We start from the raw sequence: 19,299 nt of genomic DNA on the forward strand, positions 1-19,299 counted from the left end.
TCTGCCCTACCGGAAATCAGCCGCCAACGGTATCGCCGGAGGCCGAGAGCGCGCGCTCACCGAGCCGGACGGAACCTGGCACCAAGACTTCGGTTGCCCAGAAATCGCCGCGCCGACACATTTGTCCGGCGCCGGAGGCTGTGACCTGCGGGTTCTCTTCGCTGGGCGGTCAGCGCCGGACGGTGATCAGCGTGAAGGGGCCGATATCGGTGGTGGTGAAGGCCGGGTCCTCGAACAGTTCCTTCGGGAAGCTCACCGAGTAGCGCTTGACGTTCGGGTCGTTCGGGTAGACGTCCTCGGCCAGGCGCAGCGTGTAGGCGTCGCCACCGCGGCGAAACAGGAAAGCGTCCGGCGCGCGCCACGGACTCTTGTCCATCGCCTCCAGCAGCTTCGCGGGCGAGTCCAGCTTGCTCCAGTCCTTGATGGTCGCCGCGCGGCCCGCGAAATCGGCGAGCGGGTTCGCGTAGTGCGAGGTGAGGGCCTGGAAACCCCAGTAGGGATAGAAGGAAAGGAAGCTGGTGTCGGCGGTGAGGACGACCGACTCGTCGCGCGGGCGGCCGGTCTGCGTCAGCAGCGCGGCGTCGATCTCGTCGTAGTAGGAGACCGCCGACGGATCGCGCTTGTCGGCGCGTTTGCCGTCGCCGTCGGTGTCGGTGTAGGCGGTGGTGATCTCCGCGGTCAGCACGTGCGGAATGTCCTGGACGAAGGCGAGCGCGCCGACGATCGCGAGCGCGACGACGGCGACCCGGAACCGGGCGGGCTCGTTGAACGCCTGGTACGCGGCCCGCGCACCCTCCACGAATCCGAACGCGCCGGCCGCCGCGAGCAGCACGAGCAGCGGCGCCTCCAGCCGGAACGACAGCAGCGTGGTCCCCGCCGCCGTCGCCACCATGGACAGCAGGCACCACAGGTAGATCGCGACCACGCCGATGCCGAGCGCCTGCGCGCGCCGGGAGGAGCCCGCCCGCACCACCAGCCAGATGGTTCCGATCAGGCACAGGCCGCCGAGCAGGGTGAACTCGGTCATCGGCAGGGGGAGTTCCGCGCCCGACTTGGGGAGATAGTGCAGGGCGGTGCCGGAGCTGGGGGTTGTCGTGGTGAGCGACTCCAGCAGATACGGCAGCCAGACCACCGACGCGACGAGACCGGAGATCACCGCGATCGCCGCCAAACGCACCAGGGGCGGTACGGCTGCCCGCCACGCCGGACCGGACGGAACGGCGGTCGGCGCGGTCGCCGCCCGGCGTGCGGCCCTCGGGTGTCGCGCGGCCCGCCGCTGGTACACCTCGGCGACCGCGGCGACCAGACCCATCAGCGCGATCGCGAAAGCGGCGACCAAGAAGTGCAGGGTGTAGAACGTGGCGGCGACGCCGAGGAACAGACCCGCGCCGACGACCGCGCCCCAACCTCCTGCGGTCCGGGGAGCCCGCGGAGCCTCGACGGCAGGCGCTTCCGCTCGCGCATCCGCCGCGACCTCGTCCGCGCGGATCGCACCGGGTCCGTTCGGCGGGTTCGTGGCGCGGGCCGCGTCCTCGACAGGCCGATAGAGCGCGCCCCAGGCCAGCACCAACGCGGGCGGCAACAGCACGACGATCACCGCGCTGTACGCCTCGGGCGACGCGTATGTCACCGCGACCGCGGTGGTCGCCGCCGTCACCGCCACGGCCCAGTCGGTGCGGATCAGTCGCGTCCACAGCACCAGCGCGAGCACCGCCGCCACGGCCAGCGACCCGATCGCGTACGGCTTGAACGCTTCCCAGCCGTCCATGCCGAGCACATTCGCCACGCGCCCGCCGACCCAGAACCACCCGGCCGGATAGAACGGCGGCACATCCACGTACGTCATATCCCGCAGCGCCGCACTGTCGGTGAGCCGCGTCAGATACTCCGTCCGAAACTCCTGATCCACCGAAACGCCGAACAGATACAGCTTCGTCGCCGCCAACGGCATCCCGAGCGTCACCGTCACGAACGCCGAAATCCCCACCCAGGAAAGCAGTTTCGCCACCAACGGCCACCGCCGCACCCGCAACAACCAAATCGACGCGACCAGCAGTACAGCCGCCCCCACCTGCCCCACCGTCGTCAACGCCCGCGTCACATTCGACGAATTGAACGCGGGCCACTCCACCAACGAGAACGCGACCAGCCCCACCGCAGCCACCACCCCGGCCACCACCGCGGCCAGCGCCCCTTCCCCGACCTGCTTCAGGAACAGCGTCGTCCGCCCAGGTGCGGTCGCGGTGCTCTGTTCCGTGACAGGTGTGCTCATAGCGCCTCCGGTTTCAGTAGGTCGGCTCCGGGCTCGTCACGCACCGGTCGCCGCCGCGGATCCGAACCGCACGCTAACAAACTCGCCGCACCGAGGCTGGGGAGCGGTCTCACCGCCGCCGAGCAAGCACCTCTTCGCCAGGCATTAGCTCGAAGACATCGCAGTGTGTCGGCACGACTTGGCGGAAGTGGCGATGGTCCAGGGTCGCGATCCGCGTGACGCCGAGCCGCTCTGCCACCGCGACGACGGAAGCGTCGGCGGCGCCGAGCGGGAAGCTCCCATATTTGACGACGAGGTCCGCTATGCGGGTGTAGTCGGCAGACGTGTGTGACTCGACCTGAAGTTCGCCCGCGGCCAACGATCGGAGGGAACCAGCTTCCGCCTGCGGTCCCAACCTGCCGAGCATGTAGCAGACTTCGGTGACTACCAGTGCGGGAACGATCAACGGCCTGGGCGCATTCTCGAGCGCGGCCAGGCACGCCGCATGCTCGCTGTCGTTCTTGTTGGCGACGGCCCGGAGCGGCCCGGTATCGCAGACGATCACTCGCGGCCGCCGAGCTCGCGCCGGAGAACTTCCTGTGAGGTAGCAGCGAAATCTGGCGAAGCTTCGACTGTTCCGGCGAATGATAGGCGCGGCTGCGGCGACGTGCCTTCGGCCTCCGGCTCGGTCCGCTCGCCGTGGCTGGCGACCAAGCGCAGGACGACAGGACGCAGGTCCTGCTGCTCTTCTTTGGTCAACAGACCGACGAGCTCAGGCAGGTTCATGTGGTCGTACGCCGCCGTCATGTCTTCAGGTTAGCGCCCGTCTGCCGACCCGCACACGGTGGCGCAGATGCGCAGCAGGCCGACGGACGACAAACAGCTACGACTCCCGAGGCCGCTGTTGTACATCGCCGCGCGCGATGGAACGAGAACTGCCGCAGCATCGGGTGATGGCGCGGCAGTTCTGGTCCGAGCCGAAACTCAGAGGGGGAGTTTGCGGAAGATGGGGCGGGGGATGTGGCGGAGGATGGACATGAGGTAGCGGACGGGGCCGGGGGCCCAGATGAGGTCCTTGCCCTTTTCGGAGGCCGCTACGGCGAGTGCCGCCACTTCTTCCTTGTCGACCGTGAACGGGGCTTCCTTGGCGCCGGTGGCCTTCCAGTGGTCCAGGGTTGTCTTGGTGCGGACCTGGCCGGGGCGGATGACGAGGACGCGGGGGCCGAAGGGGCGCAGCGCCTCGCCGAGGCCGAGGTAGAAGCCGTCCAGGCCGGCCTTGGTGGAGCCGTAGACGAAGTTGGAGCGGCGCACCCGCTCGCCGGCCACCGAGGACATGGCGATGATGCGCCCGTAACCCTGCGCCTTCATCTTCTCGCCGACCAGCACGCCGACGGAAACCGCTGCGGTGTAGTTGATTCCGGCGATCTGCACGGCCTTGCGCTGGTCCTGCCACAGCTGTTCGGCGTCGCCGAGCAGGCCGAAGGCCACGATGGCGACGTCCACGTCACCGCCGGACCAGGCCGCGTCGATCACCTTCGGGTGCGAGTCGGTGTCGAGCGCGTCGAAGTCGACGACCTCGACCTTGCTCGCGCCGGCCGCCTCCATCTGCGCCACCGCACCCTCGCGCAGCGGATCGTTGGGCAGGGTCGCGAGGACGATCCGCGCCGGCCCCTTCTTCAGGTACTCGGCACAGATCGCGAGCCCGATCTCCGAGGTACCGCCCAGCAGCAGGATGGTCTGCGGGTTGCCTACGGCATTGATCACTGAAGCTCCAGCCTTCTCGCCATATCGGACATGAAAACGCCTGTGGGATCGACACTTCGGCGGACCTTGATCCACTCGTCGATCCGGGGGTACATCTTGTGGAAGGTCTCGGCGGTGGTGCGCGAGTCCTTGCCGGTGTAGAGCCGCCCGCCGAATTCGAGGACCCGGCGGTCCAGATCGGTGACGAACTCGTTGAGGCCCGCCGAGATCGGGAAGTCGACGCAGATGTTCCAGCCGGGCATCGGGAAGCTCAGCGGCGCTTGGTTACCCGGGCCGAAGAGCTTGAAGACATTGAGGAACGAGTAGAACCCGGACCGCTGGATGTCGACGATGATCCGCTTGAACTCGTCCACCGACTCCGGTGGCACCACGAACTGGTACTGCAGGAAGCCGTTGGAGCCGTAGCCGCGGTTCCATTCACCCAGCATGTCGAGCGGGTGATAGAACTGCGTCAGGTTCTGCACCTTGCCGCGGTAGGTGCCCGACTTGCGGTACCAGAGCTCGCCGATCGGGGTGAAGGTGTACTTGTTGGCCAGCCCGTTCGGGAACACGTCCGGCAGCGTGAAGAACGTCTTGCCGTTGAACCGCAGCGGATCCTTCTGCAACTTCTTCGGCAGCTGATCCAGCTTGGCCAGGTTGCCGCGCGAGATCGCGGCCCGGCCCAGCTTGGGTTCGGGGCTGATCGCGTCGAACCACGCCGAGCTGTACTCGTAGCGATCCTCGGAGCCGTCGCTGTGGAAGGCGATGGTGTCGTCCAGCGTCGGCGTCACATCACCGTCGGCGATGAAGTACGCGGTCTCCGTCGGCGTCATCTCGATGGTGGCGCGCAGGATGATGCCGGTCAGACCGCAGCCGCCGATGGTGGCCCAGAACAGCTTGGCGTTCTTCTTCGGCGTGATGTGCTGCACGGTGCCGTCGGCGGTGAGCAGTTCCATCGAACGCACGTGGTTGCCGAAGCTGCCCGCGCTGTGGTGGTTCTTGCCGTGGATATCGGAGCCGATGGCGCCGCCGATGGTGACCTGCCTGGTGCCGGGCAGCACCGGAACCCACAGGCCGAACGGCAGCGCGGCCTTCATCAGCTGGTCGAGGTTCACGCCCGCGTCCACGTCGACCAGGCGGGTGTCGCGGTCGATGCGGTGGATCTTGTTCAGCGCGGTCATGTCGACGACGAGGCCGCCCGCGTTCTGGGCGTTGTCGCCGTAGGAACGGCCTAGCCCGCGCGCGATCACGCCGCGGCGTAGATGGGCGGGCTTGCCGTCGTTGTCCTCCGCGACCATGGCGACGGCCTTGGCGATCACTTCTGGATCGCTGGTCGAGAGCACTTCGGCGGAGGTTGGCGCGGTGCGACCCCACCCGGTCAGCGCCAGGGTCCGGGTCGGCAGCGCGAAGCTGTCGGCGCTCGCAGCGCCGTTGGCGGTGCTACCTGCGGTCCCGCTGACACCGTTCGTCGTGGTGGCGGTCGAAGCTTTCGTGGACATCGGCATAGAGGCTACAGGCATGACGGCGGGACGGGTCGATCTCACCGTACTCGTCAGTATGGGATCGGTCTCTCCGGCGTTGGCGCCCTGCGCGGGCAGACGACGGACGAGGTCCGGCCGCGCCGGTTACGCTCGTGCGCGTGCAAGCCGAACCCCACCTGCCGCTCCCGGCCGAACTGCCGCTGGTCGACGAACCGGCCGGTACCGATGTCGACCTGAAGACGCAGATCATCCGGTTCACCGTGACCGGCGGCCTGTCTGCGATCGTGGACTTCGGGCTGTACGTCCTGCTTTACGCGCTCGGCCTGCCGGTCTGGCTCGCCAAGTCCATCGGCTTCATCGCGGGCACCACCACGGCGTACCTGATCAACCGCAGGTGGACGTTCCAGGCGCCGCCGAGCCGAGCCCGCTTCGCCGCCGTCGTCGCGCTGTACGCCACGACCTTCGCCGTGCAGGTCGGCATCAACCAGGTCGTGTACTACGCGATCGGCGAACAGTGGTGGCGGGTGCCGCTGGCGTTCGTCGTCGCGCAGGGCACCGCGACCGTCATCAACTTCGTCGTGCAGCGGCTGGTGATCTTCAAGATCCACTGAGGCGCCGTCCGAAGACGCGGTCCGTCACCGGCCGCGCACGGCCGAACGAATGCGAAGGGTTCCGCTCGACTGTCGGACGTAGCTCGTCACCAGCCGCGCACGGCGAACGCGAGAGTTCCGCTCATCTGACCAGCGCGGGCGCCGATTCCGGTAGGTCCGCGAGTTCGGACCGCGCCTGGGCTTTCACACCGAAATAGTCGCCCCCCTTGGCTCGCATATTGTCGGTGCCCCAGTCCCGCTCGCGTTCCGCGGGCACGAGGTGCGGAATGTGCTTGCGGCAGTGGATGTACGCCTCCTCGACGTCGACCACGACCCAGAGTTCCGCGGCCCTTCCCTTGACGTTCGAGGGTAGGTCGGGGACGCTGCGCCGCAACGTCTCGTCCTCCACGATGCGGGCCGACCCGTTGATGTGCAGGCCGATGAGATCGCGTACGAAATCCATTAGCAGGATGCCTACGTGTGGGTTCTCCAGAATATTGCCGAGACTGGCCATCACGCCGTTGCCGCGGTACTCGGGGTAAGCGACCGTACGGTCGTCCAGCACGTGCAGAAAACCGGGCGGACCGGCGCGGAAGCTGTTGTCGCATTCACCGTGTTTGTCGGCGGTCGCGATGAACGCCATGTCCATCCTGCCGATGAATTCGATCATCGTCTCGTTGAGCCGATCCACCACCTGATCTGCGTAGAATCGGTCGGCTCTGCCCTGCGTACCGTATCTTTCCTGTAGTTCGTGCTCGCCGTCGCTGCCACATCGTGTACCGGGCATCGAGCCCCCTCTGGTCGCCGGAATCCGGGGTACCGCGCGACTCGACGCTGAACCGCGACTTGACCGAAATCCTGTCCATTTTAATGGGATCGGGCAGGGCAAATCTACGAAACCGACATCGAGGATGCACTGAATGTGAAGTTAGCGCAAGGCTTTCCACAAGTTTGCTGAATTCCGACCGACCGGAATTGTTTCCGGCCGGTCGGCGCCGCATCAGGCGGCCTTCGTTTCACGCGGGCGTCAGCGTCACCGGCACGCCGTTGAACACCGCGTTCCCCGAGGGCACGTCGACCACCGAATCATCGGTCAGCGCATTGGCATTCACCCCGGCGTTGGCTTTCGCCACCGTCTGCGGGCTGCCGTCGTGGCCCCAACCATGCGGCAGGCTCACCACGCCGGGCATGATTGCCTCGGTCGGTTCGAGCGGCACGGTCAGCGTCCCCGCCGCGGACTTCACCACGGCTTGGTCGCCGAGTCCGAGCCTGCTGACGTCGTCGGGGTGGATCTGCAGCGTGCACCGGTTGGTACCGCTCACCAGGCTCGCGACGTTGTGCATCCAGCTGTTGTTGGAGCGCAGGTGCCGCCGCCCGATCAGCACGAACTCCGGTGCGTCCGCGGCCAGTTTGGCGCGCAGCCGCGCCACGTCCGCGAGCAGCGGCGCGGGCGCGAGCTCCACCCGCTTCGAAGCGGTGCGCAGCGCCTCCGGCAGTCGAGGTCGCAGCGGGCCGAGATCGACGCCGTGCGGATTGTCCAGCAGCACATTCAGATTCAGCGTGCCGCCGTTCCACTCGCCGTAGGGCCCGAGCCGCAGCATCAGATCGATGCGCTGCTCGGTGCTGGTCTCCCCGTGCAGTTCCGGTCGACGTTCCGGAATGCCCGCTTTGTGCAGCATTCCGGCGATGACCAGTTCGTCAACCATGGTCAGCGGATCGGTGTCCCCGGTGCCGTTGTGCGGCTTGCCAGTCAGTGCGGCGCCGAGCCGGGCGAGCACCCCGGCCTCCGACGGACGGTCGCCGAGCGGCACCAGCGGCCGCGAGTAGCGCGCATAGTTGCGCACCGCGAATTGGAGCAGCGCGAAATCGTAGTGCGGGGACTGGAGCGGGCGCGGCGGCGGCAGGATGACATCGGCGTGCTTGGTCGTCTCGTTGACGTAGCGGTCCACGCTCACCATGAACTCCAGCCCGGCGAACGCCTCGTCCAGCCGCGCGCCGCTCGGCGCGGAGAGCACCGGGTTGCCCGCGACCGTCACTATGGCGCGCACCTGGCCCGCGCCCGGTGTGCGGATCTCGTCGGCGAGGGTGGCCACCGGAAGTTCGCCCATGGACTCGGGCAGCTCGCGCACCCGGCTGGTCCAGCGTCCGGTGCGGAACGGTTTGGTGCGGGTGATGCCGCCCGCCGCGGCGGTCGCGAACATGGCGCCGCCAGGGCAGTCCAGATTGCCGGTGAGGACGTTGAGCACGTCGACGAGCCATTGGGTGAGGGTGCCGAATTCGGCCGTGCAGGTGCCGATCCTGGCGTAGACCGCCGCGGTCGGGGCGGCGGCCAGCTCGCGGGCGATGCGGACGACGGTCTCGGCGGGCACCCCGGTGCGCGCCGCGACGACCTCCGGCGTGAAATCGGCGGCCGCCGCGCGCACTTCGTCCAGGCCCGCTACTTCGACCCGCACGTCGGTCAGTTCCTCGGCGAAGAGCGTGTGCACGATGCCGAACAACAGGTACGCGTCGGTGCCCGGCCGGACGAACAGATGCTCGTCGGCCAGCTTCGCGGTGCGTGTCAGCCGGGGATCCACCACGACGAACTTTCCGCCGCGGCGGCGCAGCGCCTTCAGGCGACCTGGGAAATCGGGCGCGGTGCACAGCGATCCGTTGGATTCGAGCGGATTGGCTCCGAGCATCAGCAGATAGTCGGTGCGGTCCAAATCCGGCACCGGCACGGTGAGCGGGTCACCGAACATGAGTCCGCTGGCCACCTGCTTGGGCATCTGATCGGCGGTGCTCGCGGAGAACAGATTCCTGGTGCCGAGCGCGCGGATCAGCACCGGCAGGTACAGCGCGCCCGCCACGGTGTGCGCGTTCGGGTTGCCCAGATAGAGTGCGGCCGCCTGGTTCCCGTGCTCGGCGACGATCGGCGGAAAGCGCTCGGCGATGTAGTCGAATGCCTCGTCCCAGGTCGCGGTGCGCCGCTCGCCGGTCTCCCGGTCGCGGATCAGCGGTTCGGTGACGCGGTCCGGGTCCTCGTCGAGATGTCCGAGGCTGGCGCCTTTGGGACAGATGAAGCCTTTGCTGAAGGGGTCCTGCTTGTCGCCGCGAATCGAGGTGACGTGATCGTCGCGGTCGAGGGTGATCTCCAGCCCGCACACCGCTTCGCACAGCGGGCAGGTGCGCAACAGGTTGCGGGAGAGCTCTGTGATCGGGGCCATACCCCATCTTGACCCGGCGGCGGCTCGGAAGGGAAGGCTAATTTGCGACATTTCTGGTGAATGTCCCATAGCCGCGACGTGCGATGGAAATGAGGACGACCGGCATCCGTCGGGCGGATGCCGGTCGTACAGGGCCGGTAGTGCGGGCCGTCCCCTACCTCGGGGAGCGAATCAGCAGGCGACGCTGGTCAGCTGGGCCCGGCGACGGATGCCCGCCGAACGGACCGCGGCGCTGATCGCGACCACCGGCGGCACCCAGCGGGCCTCGTGCGGAGCGACACCCCAGCAAGCCGAACCGGCCGAGAGCTTGCTCGGCGGCAGCGGGATGCCCGCGCCGTCGGTGTACACGACGGCGCCCGCCTCCTGCAGCGCCTCCAGCGCCATGGCGGCCTTGCGCAGGCCGGTGACGAGGTGGATCTCGCGACGGTCGGCGCCGGGGAACTCGATCACCGGCCCGGACAGGTTGTTGGCACGCAGGAAGCGGCGGACCGCACCGGCCAGCTCGCCGCTGACCTCGATGCCGGAAATCTCGTCATCGGTGATCAGACAGATCCCGTTGGCCGTTTCGGCGACCGTCCACCCGCGCTGGATGTAGTCCTGCGCCGCGGCGTCCATGTCGGCCGCGGAGACGGAAGTCGGAAACGAGGTGCGCACTGTTTTCTCCATTCCCCGATAGATCTGGGTCCTGCGTTCATGGTTCGTATCGAGGGGCGGTGGCCCCGGCGTTACGCGATTCGGCAAAGTTTCTTGAACTGTGGACTAGGTCTCATTCGGCGGAGGTTCGGTCGGGGTCGTTCGGGTCGCTGACATCGGCCAACTTTCAGCGATCCCGCTGTCGGGCCGCTGTGTTCGGGCTGTGAGGTTCCTGGGGGCTGGTTCGGGGAGCGGAATGCGGGGAAGATGCGCGACATGACCGACGAACCGACCACTCCCGCGGAGCTCGTTCCCGAGGAGTACGAGACCGAATCTCGTTGGATCGCTTGGAAAGAGTCGGCCGCCAAGCGCTTCCGGGCACAGGATCGCGACGAGGAGCCCGCCGAGCCGTTCCGCAGCCCGCGCGCCTTCCGGCAGTGGAGCGCGGAGACCGCGCGTGCCCTGATCGATGTGCAGTTCCACCGCACCGCGACCACAACGCTGCTGCCGCTGGCCTACATGCTCGGCCTGATCTTCGCCCTCGCGCTGCCGATCGCGATCACCGTGTGGATGTGGCAGATCTCCGCGGTGCTCGGTGTGCTCGCCGGTTTGGTCGCGGTGCCGCTCGGCCTCTCGATCGCCGCCGCCGTGCGCCTGATGCTGGAGTTCCTGGTCAACGCTTCGCGATTGGCCACAAGGGTGGAGCACATCAGCGAGCTGGCCGACGACCTGTTCCAAGCGCTGTCGGATGTGGCCGAGCCGGTGAATCAGCTCTCCGAGGACGTGCGCGCCGTGCAGTTCTGGCGCTTCCGCAAGCGGGGTTCACGCAAGTAGGTAACTAGACAGAGTTTCCACGTAGGGGCCTTGCCGAACCTCATTGTCTCTCTTGCGACATCGACCTGCCTGTGACAGCAATCCTGCACTATGTCAGTTTTGCTGTGAAACAATGCTGTTCGAGCGTCCGGGAAGGCTCCGGGCACTGGGTAGGGAGCGCCGATTTCGGGTGACACGGGAGTTTCGCCGTGTCTCGTCGGCGCATGGCGCGAGGGGGAAAGCATGGCTTTACCGCAGGCAACAACCGGATCGACCATGCCGCGTCGGCAACTCGGCCGACACCTGCGGGACCTGCGTAACCGCGCCAGGATGACCACCAGGATGGCCGCGCAGCAGCTGGAGTGGTCGGAGGCCAAGATCTGGCGGATCGAGACCGGCCAGACGTCGCTGCGCAGCCTGGACGTCGAGGCGATGTGCAAGATCTACGGCGCCCCCGGCGATCTCGTCGGCCCGCTCACCGCGCTGGCCAAGGAGACCAAGGCCAGGGGCTGGTGGACTTCCTACAGCGACGTGCTCGGCGAGGGCTTCGAGATCTACATCGGTCTCGAGGAGGCGGCGCGCCAGCTGTCCACCTACGAGAACGAGCTGGTGCCAGGGCTTTTGCAGACCGAGGAGTACGCGAGGGCGCTGCTGAGCGCGGCGCGGCCGGACGCCCCGGCCGCCGAGATCGAGCGCCGGGTCCAGTTGCGCCTGGCCAGGCAGGCTTTGGTGACCCGGGGCGAATCGCCGGTGCAGCTCACGGCGGTGATCAGCGAGGCGGTGCTGTGGCGGCGCGTCGGTGGCGCGGATGTGACGGCGGGCCAGCTCGAGCACCTGCGGCGCATGTGCGATCTGCCGAACGTGCGGCTCGAGACCGTGCCGCCGGAGTCCGGGTATCACGCCGGGATGGAGGCGGGCCGGTTCGTGATGCTCGAATTCCCCGAGGGGCGCATGGGTGAGGCGCCGGAGCCGCCGGTGGTCTACGTCGAGGCCTTCACCGGCCCGGTCTACCTGGACAAAGACAACGAGATCGACCGGTACCGGAAGGCTTTCGCCGACATAAAGTCTGTCGCGGTCGACGCGCGTCAGGTGCTGGACGACGCCCGCGCCGCGATCGTCTGATACCGCTCGGGCGGTATCGGGCGGCGGCCGAACTGGACGGTCGATGCGGCCGTGAACGTCCGAGGGGCGGCGTGGGATTCGCCTGATCGGCGCCGTCGGATCTGCCTTTGTGCGGCCGCATGGCTGGAGCGGCGTGGGGGTTCGGCTTACTGCCAGGTGCGGCCGAGCACGTCGCGGTGCGTCGGTAGCGCCTCGTCGTAGGCCTGCTTCCCCTTCTCCGTCATGCAGACGAAGATCGCGCGCCGGTCGTCGGAGCACATGCTGCGCTCGACGAGCCCGTCGCGTTCCAGTCGCGCCACCGCGCGGGAGAGCGCGCTCTGGCTCAGGTAGATGTCGTTGGCCAGATCGCTCATTCGGTACTTGCCGCAGGCGGCGTCGACCAGCCGGTCCAGCGTCTCGAACTCGCTGAGCCCCATCTTGTGCTTGCCCTGCAGGGCTTTCTCCAAGGCACAGCTGACAGCGGCGTGCCGATCGAGCAGTTCGCGCCATTCGCCAACCAGCTCGGTGGGCGCGACGGTGCGCCGAGCGGTGTCTGTGGCCGGCTTCGACATGGCCCCATCTTAGTGGCCGAGGCCAGTTCATGCAACGACATTTAATGTGTTGGCATTTAATGCGTGCGCATGTAATGTCCTCCGCATGACTTCACCGGCAACGCTCTCGGCCGCCGCGACGGCGACCGATCCGACCAGATGGTCCGCACGGCTCTGGGGCATGCTGATCACTCTCTGCATCGTGTTGTTCCTCGACGGCCTCGACGTCTCGATGATCGGTGTCGCGCTCCCGTCCATCGGCGCCGAACTCGATCTGTCCACCTCGACCCTGCAGTGGCTGGTGAGCGGCTACGTCCTCGGATACGGCGGCCTGCTGCTGCTCGGCGGACGCACCGCCGACCTGCTCGGGCGGCGCAAGGTCTTCCTCATCGCACTGGCGGTCTTCGCCATCGCCTCGCTCGCGGGCGCCCTGGTCAGCTCGGGTCCGCTGCTGATCCTGACCCGTTTCATCAAGGGCCTCGCCGCCGCGTTCACCGCGCCGACCGGTCTGTCGATCATCACCACCAACTTCGCCGAGGGCCCGGCCCGCAACAAGGCGCTGTCCATTTACACCGTGTTCGGCGCGGGCGGTTACTCCTCCGGCCTGCTGTTCGGCGGACTGATGACCGGCGTCGGCTGGCGCTGGACCTTCCTGCTCCCGGTGCCGATCGCGGTGGCCGCGCTGGCCGCGGCGTGGGTGCTTGTGCCCAAGGACAAGCCCGCCGAAGAGGGCGGCCACGACATCCTCGGCGCCGTGTTCTCCACCGCCGCCATGCTGCTGCTGGTCTACACGGTGGTCACCGCGCCCGAAGTGGGCTGGGCTTCGGCGCGCACCATCGGTTCGTTCGTCGCGGTGATCGCGTTGTTCGCGGCCTTCCTCGCCGTCGAGCGGCGGGTCGCGCACCCGCTGGTTCGTCTCGGCATCCTGCGCAAGTCGTCACTGGTCCGCGCCAGCCTCGCCATCGTCGCGGTCGCGGGTTCGTACTTCAGCTGGCAGTTCATCGTGACCCTGTACATGCAGGACACCCTCGGCTGGTCGCCGCTGAAGCTGGCCATGGCGCTGCTGCCGGTCGGTCTGCTCGTCGCGCTCTCGGCGGTGTTCTCCGACAAGCTGGTCGACCGCTTCGGCACCGGCCCGATCATCGCCGTGACCATGGTCGTGATGGCCGTCGGCTACCTGCTGTTCCTGCGACTGAACACCGACCCGTCCTACCTGACAGTGATCCTGCCCGCGGTGCTGCTGATCGGCATCGGCTGGATCGGCTTCCCCGCCATCAACATCCAGGCCACCAACGGCATCGATGACGACGAGCAGGGTCTCGCCGCGGGCGTGCTGCAGACCTCCATGCAGGTCGGCGCGGCCATCGTGCTCGCGGTGACCACCGCGATCATCTCCTCCGGCGGGCACAGCGCCTCGCCCGCGGACATGCTCGACACCTACCGTCCCGGTTTGGAATTCGCGGCGGGCGTCGCCATCGTGGGCGCGCTGGTCGCCCTGCTGGCCTTCGTTCCGAAGCGCGGCAAGCAGCACCAGGCTGCCGCCGAACCGGAACTCGAGCTCGTCGGCTGACCGCAGCGGCCGACGAAAAATCGGAAGCCACGTCCAGCGGCACGCGCCGCCGGACGTGGCTTCCGGCTTTGTACAGAGGATTCAGGAGAACGGCGGCGCGGCGGCGTCCTTGGGCGAGCGCAGGTAGGTCAGCGGTGCGCCGTCGCGGCCGACCTTCGGCCATTCGATCGCCAGCCGGGGATCGAAAGCGTCCAGGTCTCTGTCGAATTCGGGGGTGTACTCGATGGAGCACAGGTAGGTGACCGTGGACTCGTCCTCCAGCGAGAGGATGGCGTGCCCGAGCCCTTCGGACAGGAAGACCGAGCGCCGGTCCACGTCGTCGAGCAGCACGCTGTCCCAGCGGCCGTAGGTCGGCGAGCCCCGCCGCAGGTCGACGACCACGTCCAGGAACGCGCCGCGCACGCAGGTCACGTATTTGGCCTGACCGGGCGGGTCTTCGGTGTAGTGGATGCCGCGCAGCACGCCCGCCGCCGAAACCGAGCAGTTCACCTGGTGCAGCTCGAACGGGCGTCCCGTCGCCTTCTCGAACTCGGAGGCCTTGAACGATTCGAGGAAGGTGCCGCGTTCGTCCTCGAACCGGCGCGGGGTGATCACCCAGGCGCCGGGCACCGCGAGCTCGCGAATCTCCATGCTCACCAATCCCGTCCGCGTTCCAGCAGATCGAGCAGGTAGGCGCCGTAGCCGGAGCGGACGAGCGGCTCGGCACGGGCGCGCAACTGCTCGTCGTCGATATACCCCATCCGCCAGGCGACTTCCTCGGGCACGCCGATCTTCAGTCCCTGCCGTTCCTCGATGGTGCGCACGTAGTTGGCGGCGTCGAGCAGCGAGTCGAAGGTGCCGGTGTCCAGCCAGGCGGTGCCGCGGGCGAGCACGTCGACGCGCAGCCGGTCCTGTTCCAGGTAGGCGCGGTTGATGTCGGTGATCTCGTATTCGCCGCGCGCCGAAGGCCGCAGGCCGCGGGCGATCTCCACCACGTCGTTGTCGTAGAAGTACAGCCCGGGGATGGCGTAGTTGGAGCGCGGGACCTTCGGCTTCTCCTCGATCGACACCGCGCGGCCCTCGGTGAATTCGACGACGCCGTAGGCCGTCGGGTCCGAGACCCAGTAGGCGAACACCGCGCCGCCGTCGATCCCCGCGAACCGGTTCAGGCTGGTGCCGAGGCCGGGGCCGTGGAAGATGTTGTCGCCGAGCACGAGCGCCGCGCACTCGCCGCCGATGTGGTCGGCGCCGAGCACGAAGGCGCGCGCGAGACCGTCCGGTTCGGGCTGGACGACATAGCTGATCGATATGCCGAACCGGGAACCGTCGCCGAGCAGCCTGGCGAACGCCTCGGCGTCCTCGGGCGTGGTGATCACCAGGATGTCCTTGATGCCCGCGAGCATCAGCGTGGACAGCGGGTAGTAGACCATCGGTTTGTCGTAGACCGGGACCAGCTGCTTGCTCACCCCGCGCGTGATGGGGTGCAGCCTCGAGCCGGTGCCGCCCGCCAAGATGATTCCGCGCATGTCCTGGAGTCTGCCAGTTCGACCGCTCTCGGATTCGGGGAGGTTCCGACTCGTGCACGAATTCATCACGAACGTTTCGCCGCCCGGCGCGGCGGGCGATTGATGTTGCATAGATCACTTTCGCGTGGTCTTCTGAAAAGCGCTGCGACGTGAGCGACGGGCGCGGTAGGTAGCTTGCGTGACCACGCAGGGCCCCGGGAGCGTCGCGAATGTGCGCAGCGTGAGATGTCAGCGTCGACTCTCGCCCGTGGCCTCGCCCGAATGGGGTTCGGCTCCGTCCGGTCGTCGGCGCGCCAGTGTGAGGTAGGTGCGCGATGACAGCGACCAGGGCCGACGGCTCCGCCATCGTGATGAATCCGGACGGCCCAAGCGCCGCGGCGCGGCTGCTGCTCGCGACCTGCCGCGGTGTGGTGCGGCCGATGCTGCGGATGGCCCCGATCACCCGGGCCACCATTCCCGTCGGCGCCTTCGCCATCGACGGGCTGGCCCGATTGCGCCCCGCCCCGCGCGGCATCGAACGCGAGCAGGTCACCCTCGGCGGTTTCCGGATGGAGATCGTGCGCCCGTCCGGCGCGGCGCGGGCGCTGCGGCACGGCGCGGTCTTGTACATGCACGGCGGCGGCTTCGCGGTGTGCGGACTGGAGACGCACCGGCCGGTCGCGGCCAGCCTGGCAAGGCGCATCGGTCTTCCGGTGGTCAATGTCGACTATCGGCAGTTGCCGGTCGGCAGCATCGGCGAGTCGGTCGAGGACTGCCTCACCGCCTACCGCTGGCTGCTGCGGCACGGCGCCGATCCGGCCCGGATCGTCTTCGCCGGTGATTCGGCGGGCGGCTACCTGACCTTCGCGACCGCGCTGCGCGCGGTGCAGGCCGGACTTCCGGTCCCCGCCGGACTGATCGGGCTGAGCCCGCTGCTGGACCTGGACTACGCCGCCAAGCGCGAGTACGTCAACGTCGCGCGCGATCCGTACATCCCGCTGTCGGCGCTGGAAGCCGTCGTGAAACTCGGCGCGGAGATCGACGGCGCGCTCGATCCGCTGCTCTCGCCGGTGAACGGCGCGCTCGCCGGGCTGCCGCCGGTGCTGATGATCGCCGCCGAGGACGAGGTGCTGCGCTACGACTGCGAGCTGATGGCGCGGCGGCTCGTCGCGGCGGGCGTGCCGCACGCGGTCGAGCTGTGGCGCGGCCAAGTGCACGCGTTCATGAGCATCGCGCCGAACCTGCCCGAATCCCGGGCGGCGCTCGGCCGGGTCGCGCGTTTCGTGCGCACCAGGTTCGAGCAGTTGGAGCAGGCTCGGACGGCCTGATCACGGTCGGCCGGACGAGTCTTGTCCCGCCCCGGGCCCGCGCCCGGGGCGGGATGCTGTCGTATTACCTCTGACGTAATCGACTCCGATGTCGCGTTTCGGCAGGCTGAGCTCATGGTGGCTACAGAGACGACCCCGATGACACTCGACCGGGCTCTTTCGGCGCTCGCCTACGGTCGCATCGCGCTCGGTGCGACCGCGCTGGCCGCGCCGCGCACGGCGGCGCGCCTGGCGCTGACCCGCCCGACTCCCGAACTCGGCTACATGACCCGGATCTTCGGCGCTCGCGCGCTCGCGCTCGGTCTCGGTTACCTGACCGCCGCGCCCGCCGACCGACCGCGCTGGCAGCGTCTCGCTCTCATGGTCGACGTCCTCGACACCGCGAGCGGAACGGCGCACGTGGTCCGCGGCGACATCCACCGCGGTGTCGCCGCCGCGCTGGTCGCCCTGACCGGCGGCTATGCGACCATCGGCGCGCGCCGCTTCCTGCGGGACCGGCTCACGTCGCAGGGAACGGCGCGTTGATCGGGCTCGAGTATCGGGCGCGCGCCACCATCGGCGCGCGCCGCTTCCAACAGGACCGAAATGCTCACTTCGCCGGGAAAGGCGCGTTGATCGTGGTGAAGTACTGGGCGACCGCCGCGATGGCGACGGGAGCCGTCACGAACAACTGACCCGCGACCGCGCCCAGCGCGCCGATCGCGGCGATGCCGCCGAGGCAGCCGACGGCGGCCGCGGGCAGGAACGGCCCGAACAGTCCGCCGATGGTGGCTGCCGCCACGGTCGCGCCCGCGATGCCGCCGAGGACGCAGCCGACGGCCGCGCCGCCGAGTCCGCCGAGCAGCGCGCCCATACTGACGCCCAGGCCGATCGTGCTGGTCATCCGCGACCATGCGGCCTGCTCACGTTCGTATTCGCTCTTCCACGGGGCCTTGTCCTCGAACGGGAGGGCGACGGGCCGGTAGCGCGCCTCGTCGAGGGCGAGCCGCGGCGTAAGGGTGACGGTGCGGCCGGAGATCTCCGCGGCGATGGGGAACTCGAAGTCGTCGACGCGGAACTTCAGCGGCGTGCCCGCGAGGACGGTGCCGTCGTCGGCCCGGATCTCCAGGACCTCGTCCGCGATCACGAGCGCTCCGGCGTCGATGCCGATCACGGCGGTGTCGCCGGTGGTGCTCGCCGTGAAGCCGATCGTCTCGGGGTGGCCGGTCACGGGAATGCCATCGGTGCGTGGCGTCAAGCCGATCGTCTCGGGGTGGCCGGTCACAGCGGTGCCGTCGGCGCTCCCCGTGAAGCGCGCCGTCTCGGTGTGGCCGGTCGCGGCGGGCCCATCGGCGCTCGCCGTGAACCCCGCTCCCTCGGTGTCCGCGGTGGCGGTGCCCGCGGTGCTCGCCACGACGGCGACCAGCAGCCAGGCGGTTGCGGCGAATTTCCTCATCAGCATTTGTCCGTATCCCCTTATCCGCGATGTGCCGGGAATTGTGCGCTCAGGCGCAAACAATTGGTAACCATAGGAATCAGTATTGTTAAGATTGTGTTCACTCGATTACCATCCGCTTCGACAATTCCCTGTTCGGAGCCGTTCGGTCCTCGGCTCCGCCTCGACGGTAGAACCTGAACTTTTGTTCGGGTCAAGCGCGCGGTGGCGCGGAACACAGCGGAACCGAACGGGTTGCGGAGAATGTGCGCCGCGTCGTGGCGCGGGTGCGTCGAGGTCGGGCCGCCCGGCATGCGAAAGCCCCGCCCGGTCGGACCGGGCGGGGCCTGCTGAAGCGCGACTCCGTCGCGCGAATTCAGTTGTGCGGCAAGCCGTTCGAATTACTTGGCCGGGGGCACGAACGGCTGGTTGATGGTGGCGAAGTACTGGATCGCGGCACCGATGGCCACCGGGGCGGTGACGAGGATCTGACCCGCGAGGGTGCCGAGCGCGCCGACGGCCAGGATGCCACCGATGCAGCCGATGGCCGCGGCCGGGATGAACGGACCGAACAGGCCGACGATGGTGGCCGACGCGACGGTCGCGCCCGCGATGCCGCCGAGGACGCAGCCCACGGCCGCGCCGCTCAGGCCGCCGACCAGGGTGCCGATGGTGGCGCCCATGCCGATGGTGTCCTTCATGCGGTTGAACGCGGCGAGTTCACGGTCGTACTCGCTCTTCCAGGGCGCCTTGTCCTCGTAGGGCAGGGCGACCGGCTTGTACACGGCCTTGTCGACGTCGAGCTGCGGGGTCAGGGTCGCGGTGCGGTCGGAGATCTCCGCGGCGATCGGGAATTCGAACTCGTCGACGCGGAACTTCAGCGGAGTTCCCGCGACGACGGTGCCGTCGGCCGCCTTGATCTTCAGCGCGTCGTCTTCGACGACCAGCGAGCCGGAGTCGAGGGAGATGATGGACTGGGTGTCGGTGGAGCTGGCGGTGAAGTTGATCGGCGCATCAGCGGCCGGAGCGGTGGGCGACGCGTTGACCGCGCCAGCGGTGACGCCGAGCGCGGCGATCAGCAGCGCCGAGGTGGCGGCGAATTTCCTCATCAGCATTTTGTTTGGAACCTCGATG

The 19,299-nt window shown here is 68.3% G+C and carries 19 protein-coding genes; 6 read left to right on the plus strand and 13 right to left on the minus strand.

Annotation, left to right across the window (positions count from 1 at the left end):
- Positions 1–169: 169 nt before the first annotated feature.
- The 5 genes from T333_RS03760 to dprE1 all read right to left on the minus strand — a co-directional run bounded on the left by T333_RS03760 (position 170) and on the right by dprE1 (position 5,493).
- Positions 170–2,272, minus strand: coding sequence for an arabinofuranosyltransferase (locus T333_RS03760; protein ID WP_496423679.1), 2,103 nt, complete (start codon positions 2,270–2,272; stop codon positions 170–172).
- A 109-nt stretch (positions 2,273–2,381) separates the two neighbouring features.
- On the minus strand, positions 2,382–2,816 hold the full coding sequence (locus tag T333_RS03765; RefSeq protein WP_357256224.1) for a type II toxin-antitoxin system VapC family toxin: 435 nt from the start codon (positions 2,814–2,816) through the stop codon (positions 2,382–2,384).
- Positions 2,813–3,058, minus strand: a complete 246-nt coding sequence (locus T333_RS03770; RefSeq protein WP_357256225.1) for a hypothetical protein — start codon at positions 3,056–3,058, stop codon at positions 2,813–2,815. The genes T333_RS03765 and T333_RS03770 overlap by 4 nt, the downstream gene beginning before the upstream one ends.
- 177 nt (positions 3,059–3,235) lie before the next feature.
- A complete protein-coding gene (dprE2, locus tag T333_RS03775) occupies positions 3,236–4,015 on the minus strand; it encodes a decaprenylphospho-beta-D-erythro-pentofuranosid-2-ulose 2-reductase (protein WP_357256226.1) in 780 nt (259 codons plus the stop codon).
- A complete protein-coding gene (gene dprE1, locus T333_RS03780) occupies positions 4,012–5,493 on the minus strand; it encodes a decaprenylphosphoryl-beta-D-ribose oxidase (protein ID WP_496423680.1) in 1,482 nt (493 codons plus the stop codon). The genes dprE2 and dprE1 overlap by 4 nt, the downstream gene beginning before the upstream one ends.
- A 134-nt stretch (positions 5,494–5,627) precedes the next feature.
- Here dprE1 and T333_RS03785 point away from each other — a divergent pair, with 134 nt between their 5' ends.
- Positions 5,628–6,086 carry a GtrA family protein gene (locus T333_RS03785; RefSeq protein WP_354998136.1) on the plus strand — a complete coding sequence of 153 codons (459 nt, stop codon included), beginning with the start codon at positions 5,628–5,630 and terminating at the stop codon, positions 6,084–6,086.
- 121 nt (positions 6,087–6,207) lie between these two features.
- Here the strand turns inward: T333_RS03785 and T333_RS03790 are convergent, their stop codons facing one another.
- The 3 genes from T333_RS03790 to T333_RS03800 all read right to left on the minus strand — a co-directional run bounded on the left by T333_RS03790 (position 6,208) and on the right by T333_RS03800 (position 9,925).
- Entirely contained in the window at positions 6,208–6,852 is a 645-nt protein-coding gene (locus T333_RS03790; RefSeq protein WP_357256227.1) for a pyridoxamine 5'-phosphate oxidase family protein, read from the minus strand.
- Positions 6,853–7,081: 229 nt separating this feature from the next.
- The gene (locus tag T333_RS03795) at positions 7,082–9,271 is read right to left on the minus strand and encodes a molybdopterin oxidoreductase family protein (RefSeq protein ID WP_357256228.1); all 2,190 of its coding nucleotides are present in this window, start codon (positions 9,269–9,271) and stop codon (positions 7,082–7,084) included.
- Between the two features lie 171 nt (positions 9,272–9,442).
- Complete coding sequence (locus tag T333_RS03800) at positions 9,443–9,925, minus strand: hypothetical protein (RefSeq protein ID WP_354998133.1); 483 nt, start codon at positions 9,923–9,925, stop codon at positions 9,443–9,445.
- A gap of 255 nt (positions 9,926–10,180) precedes the next feature.
- Between T333_RS03800 and T333_RS03805 the strand changes: the two genes are divergently transcribed.
- Positions 10,181–10,738: a DUF4282 domain-containing protein gene (locus tag T333_RS03805; protein ID WP_354998132.1), complete on the plus strand. Its 558-nt coding sequence runs from the start codon at positions 10,181–10,183 to the stop codon at positions 10,736–10,738.
- Positions 10,739–10,960: 222 nt separating this feature from the next.
- Positions 10,961–11,839, plus strand: a complete 879-nt coding sequence (locus T333_RS03810; protein WP_354998131.1) for a helix-turn-helix domain-containing protein — start codon at positions 10,961–10,963, stop codon at positions 11,837–11,839.
- Between the two features lie 146 nt (positions 11,840–11,985).
- Here T333_RS03810 and T333_RS03815 read toward each other — a convergent pair whose 3' ends face one another.
- Positions 11,986–12,390: a MarR family winged helix-turn-helix transcriptional regulator gene (locus T333_RS03815; protein ID WP_354998130.1), complete on the minus strand. Its 405-nt coding sequence runs from the start codon at positions 12,388–12,390 to the stop codon at positions 11,986–11,988.
- An 85-nt stretch (positions 12,391–12,475) separates the two neighbouring features.
- Here T333_RS03815 and T333_RS03820 point away from each other — a divergent pair, with 85 nt between their 5' ends.
- Complete coding sequence (locus tag T333_RS03820; RefSeq protein WP_357256230.1) at positions 12,476–13,939, plus strand: MFS transporter; 1,464 nt, start codon at positions 12,476–12,478, stop codon at positions 13,937–13,939.
- Between the two features lie 81 nt (positions 13,940–14,020).
- Here T333_RS03820 and T333_RS03825 read toward each other — a convergent pair whose 3' ends face one another.
- Together T333_RS03825 and rfbA are read right to left on the minus strand one after the other, a co-directional pair.
- Positions 14,021–14,569: a dTDP-4-dehydrorhamnose 3,5-epimerase family protein gene (locus T333_RS03825; RefSeq protein WP_357256231.1), complete on the minus strand. Its 549-nt coding sequence runs from the start codon at positions 14,567–14,569 to the stop codon at positions 14,021–14,023.
- 2 nt (positions 14,570–14,571) lie between these two features.
- Positions 14,572–15,444: a glucose-1-phosphate thymidylyltransferase RfbA gene (gene rfbA, locus T333_RS03830; RefSeq protein WP_354998127.1), complete on the minus strand. Its 873-nt coding sequence runs from the start codon at positions 15,442–15,444 to the stop codon at positions 14,572–14,574.
- A gap of 314 nt (positions 15,445–15,758) precedes the next feature.
- On the opposite strand from rfbA, the gene T333_RS03835 reads away from it, so the two are divergent.
- Positions 15,759–16,751 carry an alpha/beta hydrolase gene (locus T333_RS03835; protein ID WP_354998126.1) on the plus strand — a complete coding sequence of 331 codons (993 nt, stop codon included), beginning with the start codon at positions 15,759–15,761 and terminating at the stop codon, positions 16,749–16,751.
- Between the two features lie 114 nt (positions 16,752–16,865).
- Positions 16,866–17,276: a hypothetical protein gene (locus tag T333_RS03840; RefSeq protein WP_496423681.1), complete on the plus strand. Its 411-nt coding sequence runs from the start codon at positions 16,866–16,868 to the stop codon at positions 17,274–17,276.
- A gap of 64 nt (positions 17,277–17,340) precedes the next feature.
- Here T333_RS03840 and T333_RS03845 read toward each other — a convergent pair whose 3' ends face one another.
- Positions 17,341–18,192 carry a DUF8020 domain-containing protein gene (locus tag T333_RS03845; RefSeq protein ID WP_496423682.1) on the minus strand — a complete coding sequence of 284 codons (852 nt, stop codon included), beginning with the start codon at positions 18,190–18,192 and terminating at the stop codon, positions 17,341–17,343.
- A 374-nt stretch (positions 18,193–18,566) separates the two neighbouring features.
- Entirely contained in the window at positions 18,567–19,280 is a 714-nt protein-coding gene (locus T333_RS03850; RefSeq protein ID WP_354998123.1) for a DUF8020 domain-containing protein, read from the minus strand.
- Between the last annotated feature and the right edge of the window lie 19 nt (positions 19,281–19,299).

Source organism: Nocardia sp. CNS-044 (genome assembly GCF_059570515.1).

Bases quoted from the DNA above. Each gene is read 5' to 3' on its own strand.
- T333_RS03805 (WP_354998132.1), top strand. From the start codon at position 10,181: ATGACCGACGAACCGACCACTCCCGCGGAGCTCGTTCCCGAGGAGTAC.
- dprE1 (WP_496423680.1), bottom strand. From the start codon at position 5,493: ATGTCCACGAAAGCTTCGACCGCCACCACGACGAACGGTGTCAGCGGG.
- T333_RS03825 (WP_357256231.1), bottom strand. From the start codon at position 14,569: ATGGAGATTCGCGAGCTCGCGGTGCCCGGCGCCTGGGTGATCACCCCG.
- T333_RS03840 (WP_496423681.1), top strand. From the start codon at position 16,866: ATGGTGGCTACAGAGACGACCCCGATGACACTCGACCGGGCTCTTTCG.
- T333_RS03820 (WP_357256230.1), top strand. From the start codon at position 12,476: ATGACTTCACCGGCAACGCTCTCGGCCGCCGCGACGGCGACCGATCCG.
- T333_RS03795 (WP_357256228.1), bottom strand. From the start codon at position 9,271: ATGGCCCCGATCACAGAGCTCTCCCGCAACCTGTTGCGCACCTGCCCG.
- T333_RS03835 (WP_354998126.1), top strand. From the start codon at position 15,759: ATGACAGCGACCAGGGCCGACGGCTCCGCCATCGTGATGAATCCGGAC.
- T333_RS03760 (WP_496423679.1), bottom strand. From the start codon at position 2,272: ATGAGCACACCTGTCACGGAACAGAGCACCGCGACCGCACCTGGGCGG.
- rfbA (WP_354998127.1), bottom strand. From the start codon at position 15,444: ATGCGCGGAATCATCTTGGCGGGCGGCACCGGCTCGAGGCTGCACCCC.
- T333_RS03815 (WP_354998130.1), bottom strand. From the start codon at position 12,390: ATGTCGAAGCCGGCCACAGACACCGCTCGGCGCACCGTCGCGCCCACC.
- T333_RS03845 (WP_496423682.1), bottom strand. From the start codon at position 18,192: ATGCTGATGAGGAAATTCGCCGCAACCGCCTGGCTGCTGGTCGCCGTC.
- T333_RS03770 (WP_357256225.1), bottom strand. From the start codon at position 3,058: ATGACGGCGGCGTACGACCACATGAACCTGCCTGAGCTCGTCGGTCTG.
- T333_RS03850 (WP_354998123.1), bottom strand. From the start codon at position 19,280: ATGCTGATGAGGAAATTCGCCGCCACCTCGGCGCTGCTGATCGCCGCG.
- T333_RS03810 (WP_354998131.1), top strand. From the start codon at position 10,961: ATGGCTTTACCGCAGGCAACAACCGGATCGACCATGCCGCGTCGGCAA.
- T333_RS03790 (WP_357256227.1), bottom strand. From the start codon at position 6,852: ATGCCCGGTACACGATGTGGCAGCGACGGCGAGCACGAACTACAGGAA.